The 12,590-nt window shown below is 46.2% G+C and carries 10 protein-coding genes; 1 reads left to right on the top strand and 9 read right to left on the bottom strand.

Translation table 11 applies throughout. The features are described from left to right. Positions 1–43: 43 nt before the first annotated feature. Positions 44–1,321, top strand: coding sequence for an HlyC/CorC family transporter (locus V1U08_RS14895; RefSeq protein WP_014232961.1), 1,278 nt, complete (start codon positions 44–46; stop codon positions 1,319–1,321). 84 nt (positions 1,322–1,405) lie between these two features. Here the strand turns inward: V1U08_RS14895 and luxS are convergent, their stop codons facing one another. The 9 genes from luxS to V1U08_RS14850 all read right to left on the bottom strand — a co-directional run bounded on the left by luxS (position 1,406) and on the right by V1U08_RS14850 (position 11,962). Continuing rightward, the gene (gene luxS / locus V1U08_RS14890; RefSeq protein ID WP_014232962.1) at positions 1,406–1,924 is read right to left on the bottom strand and encodes an S-ribosylhomocysteine lyase; all 519 of its coding nucleotides are present in this window, start codon (positions 1,922–1,924) and stop codon (positions 1,406–1,408) included. A gap of 69 nt (positions 1,925–1,993) precedes the next feature. Beyond that, complete coding sequence (locus V1U08_RS14885) at positions 1,994–2,599, bottom strand: transglycosylase SLT domain-containing protein (protein WP_014232963.1); 606 nt, start codon at positions 2,597–2,599, stop codon at positions 1,994–1,996. A gap of 24 nt (positions 2,600–2,623) precedes the next feature. Continuing rightward, on the bottom strand, positions 2,624–4,192 hold the full coding sequence (gene gshA, locus V1U08_RS14880) for a glutamate--cysteine ligase (RefSeq protein WP_020333954.1): 1,569 nt from the start codon (positions 4,190–4,192) through the stop codon (positions 2,624–2,626). A gap of 156 nt (positions 4,193–4,348) precedes the next feature. Next, complete coding sequence (locus V1U08_RS14875) at positions 4,349–7,192, bottom strand: M16 family metallopeptidase (RefSeq protein WP_330470922.1); 2,844 nt, start codon at positions 7,190–7,192, stop codon at positions 4,349–4,351. A 9-nt stretch (positions 7,193–7,201) separates the two neighbouring features. Continuing rightward, positions 7,202–7,663, bottom strand: a complete 462-nt coding sequence (locus tag V1U08_RS14870) for a YqaA family protein (RefSeq protein WP_330470921.1) — start codon at positions 7,661–7,663, stop codon at positions 7,202–7,204. Further along, positions 7,657–8,607, bottom strand: a complete 951-nt coding sequence (locus V1U08_RS14865) for an NADP-dependent oxidoreductase (RefSeq protein ID WP_329349786.1) — start codon at positions 8,605–8,607, stop codon at positions 7,657–7,659. The genes V1U08_RS14870 and V1U08_RS14865 overlap by 7 nt, the downstream gene beginning before the upstream one ends. 137 nt (positions 8,608–8,744) lie before the next feature. Beyond that, positions 8,745–9,875 (bottom strand): sodium ion-translocating decarboxylase subunit beta, encoded by a 1,131-nt coding sequence (locus tag V1U08_RS14860; protein WP_014232968.1) that lies wholly within the window; start codon positions 9,873–9,875, stop codon positions 8,745–8,747. A gap of 9 nt (positions 9,876–9,884) precedes the next feature. After that, the gene (oadA, locus tag V1U08_RS14855) at positions 9,885–11,672 is read right to left on the bottom strand and encodes a sodium-extruding oxaloacetate decarboxylase subunit alpha (protein ID WP_118119360.1); all 1,788 of its coding nucleotides are present in this window, start codon (positions 11,670–11,672) and stop codon (positions 9,885–9,887) included. Between the two features lie 32 nt (positions 11,673–11,704). Next, entirely contained in the window at positions 11,705–11,962 is a 258-nt protein-coding gene (locus tag V1U08_RS14850) for an oxaloacetate decarboxylase subunit gamma (RefSeq protein WP_014232970.1), read from the bottom strand. Between the last annotated feature and the right edge of the window lie 628 nt (positions 11,963–12,590).

The following is a 12,590-nucleotide window of genomic DNA, read 5'->3' as shown; positions in this document are numbered from 1 at the left end:
AGCTTTTAAAAATAACCCAATACTTACAAGGAACAGCAACGTTTTGGACGACATATCTACGGGTATCTTATTTGCGCTACTCGCGTGTCTTATCGTCATATCAGGTTACTTTTCCGGTTCAGAAACAGGGATGATGTCACTGAACCGTTATCGCTTGAAACACTTAGCCAAAAATGGGCATAAGGGAGCAAAGCGTGTCGAAAAATTATTAGACCGTCCGGATCGCCTGATCGGTCTTATTCTTATCGGCAATAACCTTGTGAACATCCTCGCTTCTGCAATTGCGACTATTATCGGCATGCGCCTCTACGGTGACATGGGTGTGGCGATTGCGACTGGTGCGCTCACCATGGTGGTTTTGGTGTTTGCCGAAGTGACGCCAAAAACCATCGCCGCTCTGTATCCGGAGCGCGTGTCTTATACCAGCAGTATTCTGTTGACCATTCTGATGAAGTTACTTTCACCACTTGTGCTGCTTGTAAACTTCATTACCAATGGCTTTATTCGTCTGCTTGGGGTAAAGGCTGATCACTCTGTGGAAGATCACCTCAGTTCAGAAGAGCTACGTACGGTTGTAAATGAAGCCGGCGGTCTTATTCCTCGTCGCCACCAAGATATGCTGGTGTCCATCCTAGATCTTGAGCACGTCACGGTAAACGATATTATGGTGCCACGTAATGAAATTACTGGTATCGACATCAACGACGACTGGAAGTCTATCGTTCGTCAGTTAACGCACTCACCACATGGCCGTATCGTTTTTTACCGCGATCAAATCGATGAAGTGGTCGGTATGCTGCGTTTGCGTGAGGCTTACCGCCTGATGCTTGAAAAGAACGAGTTCACCAAAGAGACATTACTGCGTGCGGCTGACGAAGTGTACTACATTCCTGAAGGCACGCCTCTGAACGTACAGATGTTGAAGTTCCAGCGCAATAAACAGCGCATTGGTCTTATTGTTGATGAGTATGGTGACATTATTGGCTTGGTAACGCTTGAAGATATCCTGGAAGAGATCATCGGTGAGTTTACCACTTCGATCTCACCAAGCTTATCTGATGAAATCAGCCCGCAAGGGGATGGTAGCTTCCTAATCGAAGGCAGCACCAATATCCGTGACATCAATAAAGGTCTGAAGTGGCATCTGCCGACTGATGGTCCTCGTACACTAAACGGCTTGATCTTAGAGCACTTAGAAGACATTCCCGAAAGTCACCTGAGCGTGCAAGTGTCCGGACATCCGATGGAAATTGTCGAGATTGAAGAGAACCGAATTAAGTTAGTTCGCGTCTACCCTAAACGGAAGAAAGGCAGTAACTAAAAGTAATCTGTTTACAGACACATAAAAAGAGCCTGACATTGTCAGGCTCTTTTCGTTAAATCATTTGATAAGACAACTCAGGTCTTAGTCGATACGCAGTTCTTTTAACATCGACTCAGGCAGAGCTAGCTCATCATTTTTATTCACTGACACACCCGCATCCAGAATGTTTTTCGCAATTTGCTTTGCTTCATCCAGTGAGTGCATTGCCGCAGTGCCACATTGGTATTCATTTAGCTCAGGGATTTTGTTCTGACTTTCTACTTTCAGTACATCTTCCATTGATGCAATCCAAGCATCCGCGACTTGCTGCTCTGAAGGCGTACCGATCAGGCTCATGTAGAAGCCAGTACGACATCCCATTGGTGAAATATCAATGATCTCAACGCTGTCACCGTTTAGATGGCTACGCATAAAGCCGGCGTAAAGGTGCTCTAGTGTATGGATGCCTTTCTCTGAAAGGATATCTTTGTTTGGTGCAGTAAAGCGTAAATCGAAGACAGTAATGGTGTCCCCTTTTGGGGTTTGCATGGTTTTCGCGACTCGCACAGCAGGTGCATTCATACGAGTGTGATCCACAGTAAAACTATCGAGTAAAGGCATTACATCTCTCCTGATTGTAATCTCAACACCTTACGGTATTGGTTTGATTTCTGTTTATCCCTATTAGGGTTAAAAGAACCAGCTGCTGTTGTCTTCCAGTTCCTGACGACATTGTTTCAGCTGCCAGCCATAATTCTTCGCGGTTTGTTCTACACGTCTCGCGACTTTAACTAAGCTAGGTTTCCTTTTATAGGTTCCGCGCTGATAACCACCTCTCCCTTCATGATAGGCAAGATACTGGTTATATGGGTCCCATAAAGAGATACCAAGCTGGCGACGGGTTTCGTGGGTATACCAACCGACAAACATCATAGCGTCATCAAAGTTAGTACGCGAGCCACCTTGCCCGGTCGAATCCTGAAAATCGTCCCAAGCGGGATCTTGCGCCTGAGCGTAGCCATATGCGCTACTGACTCTACCCCAAGGGATAAAGCCCAGCACATAATCTTTGGGTGGTTTTGCGTCGTGTCGGTATCCGCTCTCTTGCTTGATAATCGCCATTGCGACATGGATCGGAGTACCCCACTCTTCTTCCATATCTTTTGCATCATCATACCAGCCAGATTTTTCGCGGAATATCTCACATAGATTATCTTGCTGCTGTGGTGGTGCCGTCGCACATCCTGCGAGCAACACACTACCTAACACCGATACAACCAGAGGCTTAATATTCAATCCCACCCAATCCTTACTACTCTGTTATTGTTTTAAATAAGAAAAATAGTCTTCCAGGAAGTCATCAAAAGACATCGTGTCACTTAGCTCTGCTTGCTTTTGCTTTTCAACCGATGCTAACGCTTCCTGTTCCATCACTTCTTGTGAGTAATGCTGGTAGCCGTGATTCAGGTTATCTTCACGATGCTTCATACCAAGTGAACAACCTACTTTACCTAAGCCGCCCAACTCCTTGGTCAGTTCCAACAATTGACCAGAAGTCGTCAATTCAGGTTCATCAATCCAACCAGTTAACTTATCGCAAACCTCTTGGTAAGCATTATCACCATTCACTTCATCCATCATCACAGCAATTTGGCGTAGATCTGCAAACACACGGTGAGCCCACTCTTGTAGAGGTAAGCGCTCACCTTGGCAACCGATCTGAAGCATCAAGCCTTTTTCACGGCCCGATACAATGACCTTGTTCCAGTTATCACGCCAACACTCCAGTTCACAGTTATCCATTGGTTCTGAGTCTGACAGTGCTGCCCAAGTCAGGAACAGGTCGAGAAAGCGAACTTGCTCTTCAGTTATGCCTACTGGGCTGAATGGGTTCACGTCTAATGAACGAACTTCAATATATTCAACACCCGCACGCTTTAACGCTTCTGATGGTTTCTCACCACTTTTAGCCACGCGTTTAGGACGAATTGGCGCGTACAATTCGTTTTCTATTTGCAACACATTCGAGTTGAGCTGACGGTACTCGCCATCAACTTTCACACCAATTTTTGCGAACTCTTCTGACGGACGACGAATAGCATCACTTAAACCTTCCAGATACTGGTCAATACTATTGAAGCCAATCTTTAGCGAACTCTGTGCATTATTCGTGTAACCAAGGTCACTCAGACGCAAAGACGTTGATTTCGGTAAGAATAACGTTCCACCCAAGCTCTCAAACGGTAAGCTTGTTTCTCGGCCTTGAATAAACGAACCACACAACGCAGGCGAAGCACCAAAGAAGTAGGGAATCATCCAACCAAAACGATAGTAGTTACGAATGAGGGCAAAATAGGCATCGGATTTGGTTTCCTGACGAGCCTCTTCATCCTGCTCACCATATAGGGCATCCCAAAACGATTCTGGGAACGAGAAGTTGAAGTGAACACCCGAAATGATCTGCATTAAGCTGCCATAACGGCGTTTCAAACCCTCTCGGTAGAGCGTTTTCATTCGAGCTGCGTTAGACGATCCGTACTGTGCCAGATTAATATTATCTTCACTGGCGACATAACATGGCATAGAAAGCGGCCACATTTTTTCTTCACCCATTTTAGTTTGAGTAAAGTGATGAATATCTTTCAGTTGTGCCATTAGCTCCGGAACATCATGAGAAACCGGAGTAATGAACTCCAGTAACGACTCTGAAAAGTCCGTGGTAATCCACTGGTTTGTGAACGCTGAGCCCAATCCCTCTGGATGAGGTGTTGTTGCTAGCTGTCCATCCTGACGATAGCGTAACGTTTCACGCTCAACACCGCGTCCAAACTGTTTAAATACTTCCGGGTTTGATGCAACTTTTTCCAGTCGCGCAGCAAAATCAGTCAAAATGAGGTTCGCTTATATTAGGAGCAGGCCACTTGCCATCCGAAGCAAGTGAAAGCTAAGTTATTGATATTTAGTTCATCTAGATAAATAACCCATGAAAAGTCACTTATCTAGATGTATAGCGGAGAGCACGCCCTCCGCTATTAGATGTGTACTCTATCGAATGATTTCAAGCTCTTCTACGTCTTTCCCCAACTTTTCTAATTGAGGACGAAGTGATTTTGCATCGCCAACCACAATGATTTGGTAGTCATTAGGGTCAAACCACTTCTGTGCGAGAGTGTTAAGCGTCTGCTTGTCCACGGTTTCCACAATCGCATTTCGCTGCTGAAGATAGTCTTTATCAAGGTTGTACTTAAAGATATCACTGATGAGCTCCGCCTTTTGTGTTGGAGTTTCATATTTCAGTGCATCTTTTTGTCCTACCGCCTGGCGCATAAACGTCAATTCATCGTCCGTCATACCAGCTTGAGAGAATTCATTCAGTTCATTCTTCATTTCCATGATCGAAGCAATGGTCGCATCAGCACGCACTTGTGCGGTGAATACAACGGAGCCTGTTTCCGGATTGCCAGAGAAGTAGCCATATGCACCGTAAGTGTAACCTTTGTCTTCACGCAGGTTTTGGTTGATACGGCTATTAAAGTTACCTGCCAGGTTGAAGTTAGCCAACTGACCCAGGAAGAATTCTCCCGTAGCATCGTATGGCACCCCTTGACGCACCATCATAACCACGCTTTGTGGTGCTCCTGGTTTGTCGACAAGGTGAACTTTTTGCTTACCCAATGCTGGAATACTTTGCGGCGCATATAGCGGTGCTGCGTCATCCTGCCAGTTAGCCCAGAACGCTAACTGTTGCTCGATATCTTGTTTACTCACATCACCTACCACGGTGATCTGTGCACCTTGTGGGGTGTAGTGTGTTGCGTAAAACTCACGGATATCATTGAGGGTTAGCGCTTCCATTCCGGCTTGTGTACCATCTTTAGGGCGCGCAAAAATGGAATCACCGAAAAGTACCTGGCGACTGGCTTGCGAAGCCATCCAGCTTGGGCTTTGGTGCTCATAAACCAGTCCTTCCAGAGCTTGCTGTTTCACGCGTTCAAAATCTTCTTGTTTGAATGCAGGTGATAGCAACATCTCTTCGACGATCTTCAAGGTTGGCGCTAAATTTTTCTCCAAAGCAGAAACACTGATGTTGGTCGTATATCCTGTTGCATCGACAGAAATAACACTACCGAGCTTATCAAGCTCAGCCTGAATTTCTTCCATGCTGCGTTTGGTTGTACCTTCCTGAAGCATCGAAGCGGTTAGCTGTGCCAGCCCTTCTTTACCTTTTTCAACAAAACGAGTGCCTGCTGGCAGGCTGAATTGCATCATAACGGTAGGCGTTTCATTACTCACCGCACCCAAGAGTTCAGAACCGTTGTCGAAGTGCACATCATATAAGTCCGGCATAGTGGCTTTTACAGGATCACCAATTGGTGGCTGAACGGAGCGATCAAAATTATCGGTAGCTCGGCGGTAAGCAAGCTGGTCATCAGTGATCTTTTTGTATTCAGGTAGTGTGCGCTCAGGCGTGACAAACGTCGCTGGTTTGACAGCAAGATCGGTTTTACCCGTTGGAACCACACTTAAGGTCACTTTGGATTTACCCTGAATAAAATCACGGTACACTTTATCAACAGAGTCAGGAGTCACAGCTCGAATTTGTTCTAGCTGCTTTTCAATTAAGTCAGGCTGGCCAAAGAAAGTTTCGTTAGAGGCTAACTGTGTCACCTTGCCTTTTACGCTTTCCAACGCAAAAATCGCATCGGCTTCAGCCTTACCGGTAAGCTGTTCGAGACGCTGTTCTGTTACACCTGTGTCAGCAAATTTATTTAAAGACTGCATTACGTCGTCATACAGTTTAGATAAATCGCCTTTGTCGCCAGAGTCTCCCATCGCATAGACAAAGAAGGTACATGCCAGCTCTGCACAGTCGTGGAATGAACCCGCATCAACCGCTTTCTGTGTTTTCACCAGATCTTGATAAAGTAAGCTGTTGGTTCCGCCACCAAGTACTTCGGATAAGGTATCCAGTGACGCTTGGCTTGCTTCACCATCGTAAGTCGTTGGCCACGCAATCATCACCATTGGCTGCTGAATACGGTCTTCTAACGTAATGTATTTGCTTTCGGTCAGCGTTGCTGGTTGTTTTGCTGCATTCTCAACTTCTGGGCCACGAGGAATAGAGCCAAAGTACTTGTTAACCCAAGCCAGCGTCTTTTCAACATCCAGATCACCACCTATCGTCAGCGTGGCGTTATTTGGGCCATACCATCGCAAGAAAAAGGCTTTCAGATCATTAACATCAACGCGATCTAAATCTTCCACATAACCGATTGTTTGCCATGAGTAAGGGTGGCCTTCCGGATATAACGCTTCTGACATGCGTTCCCAGATCAAACCGTACGGACGGTTATCGTAACGTTGAGCACGTTCGTTCTTAACCGTAGAACGTTGAATTTCAAACTTATGCTGTGAAACTGCGTCAAGCAAGAAACCCATACGATCAGATTCGAGCCAAAGCATTTTCTCTAGCTGATTGGCTGGTACAGTTTCAAAGTAGTTAGTGCGGTCTCGGTTGGTTGTCCCGTTGAGTGTACCACCAGCCTCAGTGATGATTTTGAAATGCTCTTGGTCACCTACGTTCTCTGAGCCTTGGAACATCATGTGCTCGAAGAAGTGTGCAAACCCAGACTTACCGATTTCTTCACGAGCAGAGCCAACATGATAAGTCATATCAACGTGTACCAGCGGATCTGAATCTTCTGGTGCGAGAATGACGGTCAATCCGTTATCAAGCTTGTATTTTTGGTATGGGATTTTAACTTTGCCTTCTTCCGCTTGTGATGACTCTACGAAAGTGATCCCCTCTGGCAGTGAAGAAACAGGGGATTGTGATGCACAACCCGTGATCACGAGCAGTGAACACGCGCCAACCCAAAACATTCTCATGTACTTTCCTTAAAATAATCCGAGATAGATGGCTGCTAGAAGGCTGTATCTAGCGGCCTTTCCAAAAAATATTAACATTACACACGGCAGGAAATTCATCCTTAACCATCCTGCCGCTAAGCACAGCGGGTCACCAACAATAGGTAGCCAACTGAAAAATAAAGCCCAGTAACCATATTTTGCTAACCACTTTAACGCGGTATGGCCATGTTTTTCATCCTGGGTTTTATTTGGAATCCATAATCCAAGCCAGTAATTGGTCAAACCGCCAAGGGTATTACCAATCGTAGCTACAGTGATGATGGAAAAGACGGAATATTGATTTAGAGAGAGGGTCGCTATGAGACCAGCCTCAGAGCCACCAGGAAGTAAGGTAGCACTGAGAAAGCCTGTCATAAAAAGCACCCACAATGCTGACCCAGAAAACCAAAGCGCGATGCTCTCAAAGCCAGCATTGAATGCTTCTAACATGTCATATCAAGCAAAACCTTGCCTCGAGTGCGCCCAGACTCCACTTGTTCGTGAGCTGAGACAACCTCGTCCATTGCGTAGACATGTTGAACCTCTGTTTTTAGTAAACCTACATCAGCCATATACAGTAAAGAATCCAGCTGCTCTGGCTTAGGCTCAACCAACATACCGTTCGCTTCTAAGCCCAACTGTTTCGCTTGTTCGCAAATCTTCTCAGCAGTAATCGTAGGAATAGTCACAATCCTAGCATTAGGCTTGAGACATTTGAGAGCGTCCAGAGCCGCATCTCCACCCACTAAATCAATTAAAACATCTATATCTTCAACACGTTCTGACACTGGTCCTAATTGATAGTTCACTGCATGGGCACCAAGTGAGGTGAGATAATCGACATTTCGCTCACTACAAGTTGTAAAAACCTCAGCCTTACTTGCGACAGCCAGTTGCACCGCAATGTGTCCTACGCCACCCGCACCAGCAAGCACTAAAACACGATCGCTTTCTGTGACGTTAGCTTTCTCCAGTGCCTGAGCCGCGGTTTGGCCGGCAAGAGGAAGCACTGCCGCCGATTCCAAAGGAACATTACTTGGTACGTGGCTCAGTTCTGATTCAGGCACAGATACATATTGACTGTATCCGCCACCTCTTACTGGAAAACCAATGAAACCAGCTACCTTATCTCCAACAGCAAAGCGGGATGTTTGCTCTCCACAAGATACGACTTCGCCTGAAATGTCATATCCCGGAACCCAAGGCAGATTGTCTTTGTTTTGCGCCGCAGCCCAGCCCAGACCTGCACGAGTCTTCACATCAATAGGATTAATGCCAGAAAAAGAAACCTTAACTAACACTTCACCTGACTGTGGTGACGGTGTTGGGGCATGTTGAACCGCAAGTACGCTTGCTTCTCCAAATTCAGTGATAACTATTTGTTTGTGTTCCATAAACCATTCCTTGAAAGACAAAAAGGGATGCCGAAGCATCCCTTTGACTATAAACCATTTTGTTTAGCTAAGTTAATGGCTGTAAGCGGATAATTTAATCCCCCGCACAGTCACTGCGCGAGTATGTTACCCACACACTAGCCGACCAGTGCAAGCAGAATACCTGCCGCTACTGCAGAGCCAAGAACACCCGCTACGTTAGGACCCATAGCGTGCATCAACAAGAAGTTTTGTGGGTTTGCATCCAAGCCCACTTTGTTCACCACTCGCGCCGCCATTGGCACAGCAGAAACGCCAGCCGCGCCGATAAGTGGGTTGATGTCTTCTTTCGAGAACTTGTTGAGTAACTTCGCCATTAGAACGCCAGCTGCCGTACCGATACTGAAAGCAACCGCGCCCAAAGCCAAAATACCAAGCGTTTCCAAGTTTAGGAACTTATCCGCTTGCAACTTAGAGCCAACACCAAGACCAAGGAAGATGGTCACGATATTGATAAGTTCGTTCTGGGCTGTCTTCGATAAACGATCGACAACCCCTGCTTCACGCATCAAGTTACCCAAACAGAACATCCCTACCAGAGGTGTTGCAGATGGCAAAAACAGAATGGTCATCAACAGTACAGCTAGCGGGAAAATCACTTTTTCCCACTTACCGACATGACGCAACTGAGCCATTTTTACCTGACGCTCTTCCTGTGTGGTTAACGCTTTCATGATTGGTGGCTGGATAATCGGCACCAACGCCATGTAACTATATGCCGCAACCGCAATCGCGCCGAGTAAGTCTGGAGACAGTTTACTTGCCAGGAAAATAGCGGTTGGGCCATCAGCACCACCGATAATCGCAATTGACGATGCGTCTGCCATGGAGAATTCCATGCCCGGTACATAGTTCAGCAAAATCGCACCAAATAGCGTTGCAAAAATACCAAACTGCGCCGCAGCACCTAACCAAAGCGTTTTAGGGTTCGCAATCAACGCGCCAAAGTCCGTCATTGCGCCAACGCCCATAAAGATCAACAGCGGGAAGACACCCGACTCAATCCCGATGTGGTAGACGTAGTACAGCAAACCACCCGGCTCGGTGAAACCCGCATTAGGAATGTTAGCTAAAATCGCACCAAAACCAATTGGAAGTAGAAGCAGGGGTTCAAAACCCTTTCGAATCGCCAAAAACAGCAGAGTACAGCCAACCAGCATCATGCAGATTTGGCCAAACTCAAAGTTAGCGATCCCTGTTTCTAACCATAGGGTCATCAATCCGTCCATGATACTCCCTTACGCCAGGCTAAGAAGAGGTGCACCTACCGTCACGGCATCACCTTCTTTCACATTTAATTCCTGAACGATACCACCACGCGCAGCTCGAACTTCCGTTTCCATCTTCATCGCTTCTAAGATCAGTAGCACGTCACCTTCAGCCACTTCAGCACCTGGCTGTACATTGACTTTAAAGATGTTGCCCGCAAGTGGAGCAGGAACTGACTCAGCGGAAGTGTTAGCTGGTACTGCTGGAGCCGCGGCTTTCGCTGGCGCTGCTGAAGGTGTTACCGACGTCAGCTCACCTTGCGGTCCTACTTCTACTTCATAAACTTGTCCGTCAACACGAACACTGTATGTTTCTACGCCGCCTACTGATGCTTGAGCAACTGGTGCCGGAGCTGGTTTAGCAGATTCTAAGGTAGGAGCTGGCTCAAACGCTTCAGGGTTGCCGCGGTTTTTCAGGAACTTAAGGCCAACTTGAGGGAATAGCGCGTAAGTTAATACATCATCAACTCTTTCACTTGCCAGCTTGATGCCTTCAGATTTCGCTTTATCCATCAGCTCAACTGTCAGCGCTTCCATTTCTGGCTCTAGTAAATCAGCCGGGCGGCAAGTGATAGGCTCTTTACCTTCCAGAACTTTAGCTTGTAGCTCTGCATTGATTGGCGCAGGCGCTTGACCATATTCGCCCTTCAACAGACCCGCAGTTTCCTTGGTAATGCTCTTGTAGCGCTCGCCAGTCAGTACGTTGATAACAGCCTGAGTGCCGACAATTTGCGAAGTTGGTGTTACCAATGGAATGAAACCAAGATCTTCACGAACACGAGGGATCTCTTCTAGTACTTCATCAAGACGATCAGCAGCGCCCTGCTCTTTAAGCTGGCCTTCCATGTTGGTTAACATGCCACCTGGCACTTGAGCAATCAAAATGCGAGAGTCCACGCCTTTCAATTGACCTTCCCACTTCGCGTATTTCTTACGAACCTCACGGAAGTAAGCAGCAATTGGCTCAATCTCTTCCAGTTTCAGGTTAGTGTCACGCTCTGTACCCTGAAGCATCGCTACCACAGTTTCTGTTGGCGTATGGCCGTAGGTACTACTCATTGATGAAATCGCAGTATCAAGAATGTCGATACCCGCTTCTACCGCTTTAATCGCAGTAGCCGTCGATAGCCCCGTAGTTGCATGGCAGTGCAGTGCCAGTGGCACATCACACGATGCTTTGATACGAGTAATCAACTCTTCAGCTTCATAAGGTTTTAGTAGACCTGACATGTCTTTGATACATAAAGAATGGCAGCCTAGGTCTTCCAGACGTTTTGCCAGATCAACCCACGTGTCAGCGTTGTGTACTGGGCTGGTTGTGTAAGACAGCGTGCCTTGTGCGTGAGCGCCAACATCCACGGTTGCTTTAACCGCTTTTTGGAAATTTCGCACATCATTCATCGCATCAAAAATACGGAAAACATCCATACCATTGGCATGTGCACGCTCAACAAACTTCTCTACTACGTCATCAGCATAATGGCGGTATCCTAAAAGGTTCTGACCACGCAGCAGCATTTGCATTGGTGTGTTCGGCATCGCTTTTTTCAGCTCTCGTAAACGCTCCCACGGATCTTCTCCAAGGAATCGAATACACGAATCAAACGTTGCCCCACCCCACGTCTCTAAAGACCAATAACCAATCTTGTCCAGTTCAGCCGCGATAGGCAGCATATCGTCAATACGCATACGCGTAGCAAACAGTGATTGATGGGCGTCTCTTAGGACCACATCAGTAATAGCTAGTGGTTTAGACATACTCTTAAACTCCTTTTTAATCCTATTTTCGGCTACTTCGCGACAGAGGTGCGATGTTTATGAATCGCAGCCGAGATCGCCGCCACGACTTGTGGACTAACAGCTGAAGAGGTTGATTGATTATTGTTTTTTATTTTAGGTGCAGCGATCGGCTCTAGGACTTCTTCTGGTATGAGTCTCGACATGAGCCGAACGAGATAAACAAGAATAGTGAGGAAAATAAATACAACCGCCATCCCAGTAATCATGAGAGTGGCTGCATCTACTAGCAGGCTTCCTATATTAGTCATGTTGCTTCCTTTCTTTGTCATCCTGACAGGTGCAGGATGTTAATTGTGTCATATCCCGACCCATGGATTATCTCGACTGGTTAAACTTTGTCAATTTTGTTTAAGGAAGGTTGGTAGTAAACCCTACAAATGATTATTCATTCACTACCCAGATCACAGTTCGTATGCAAACAATGCAGGTAATGTGACAATTCAATTCATAAACAGACTAAATCAAAGCACATATAAAAACTGCGATTAGGGCTTCAAAACAACGATAGGCAAGATCAATAAAAACCAATAATAAACAATGGGATAATTAGATTTAACATTTTAAAAACATAAGAAAAACAAAGAATTTACAACAAAAGAAGTGAGGAAGGAAAAGAGGTTAAACAGGGAGAAAACGTCATTTTCAGCGTGAAAACCTTCGCCACAAAACAAATTGGCTATGATAAGCAAGTTTTGAATAAATCAGTAAAAGCTGAAAATCGGCAAACAGAGAATTTATTTGAGAGAAAGAGCACAAATGGCAGATACAAAAAAGCCTCGCATAAGCGAGGCTTTGTAATAAGTGGCGCGTCCTGGAGGATTCGAACCTCCGACCGCCTGGTTCGTAGCCAGGTACTCTATCCAGCTGAGCTAAGGA

The organism is Vibrio sp. YYF0003, from assembly GCF_036350715.1.
Taxonomy (GTDB): Bacteria; Pseudomonadota; Gammaproteobacteria; order Enterobacterales; family Vibrionaceae; genus Vibrio; species Vibrio natriegens.
Note: the sequence above shows the minus strand (reverse complement) of the source record. Positions and strands in the feature narration are given on the sequence as shown.

Bases quoted from the DNA above. Each gene is read 5' to 3' on its own strand.
- luxS (WP_014232962.1), bottom strand. From the start codon at position 1,924: ATGCCTTTACTCGATAGTTTTACTGTGGATCACACTCGTATGAATGCA.
- V1U08_RS14875 (WP_330470922.1), bottom strand. From the start codon at position 7,192: ATGAGAATGTTTTGGGTTGGCGCGTGTTCACTGCTCGTGATCACGGGT.
- V1U08_RS14870 (WP_330470921.1), bottom strand. From the start codon at position 7,663: ATGTTAGAAGCATTCAATGCTGGCTTTGAGAGCATCGCGCTTTGGTTT.
- V1U08_RS14865 (WP_329349786.1), bottom strand. From the start codon at position 8,607: ATGGAACACAAACAAATAGTTATCACTGAATTTGGAGAAGCAAGCGTA.
- V1U08_RS14860 (WP_014232968.1), bottom strand. From the start codon at position 9,875: ATGGACGGATTGATGACCCTATGGTTAGAAACAGGGATCGCTAACTTT.
- oadA (WP_118119360.1), bottom strand. From the start codon at position 11,672: ATGTCTAAACCACTAGCTATTACTGATGTGGTCCTAAGAGACGCCCAT.
- V1U08_RS14850 (WP_014232970.1), bottom strand. From the start codon at position 11,962: ATGACTAATATAGGAAGCCTGCTAGTAGATGCAGCCACTCTCATGATT.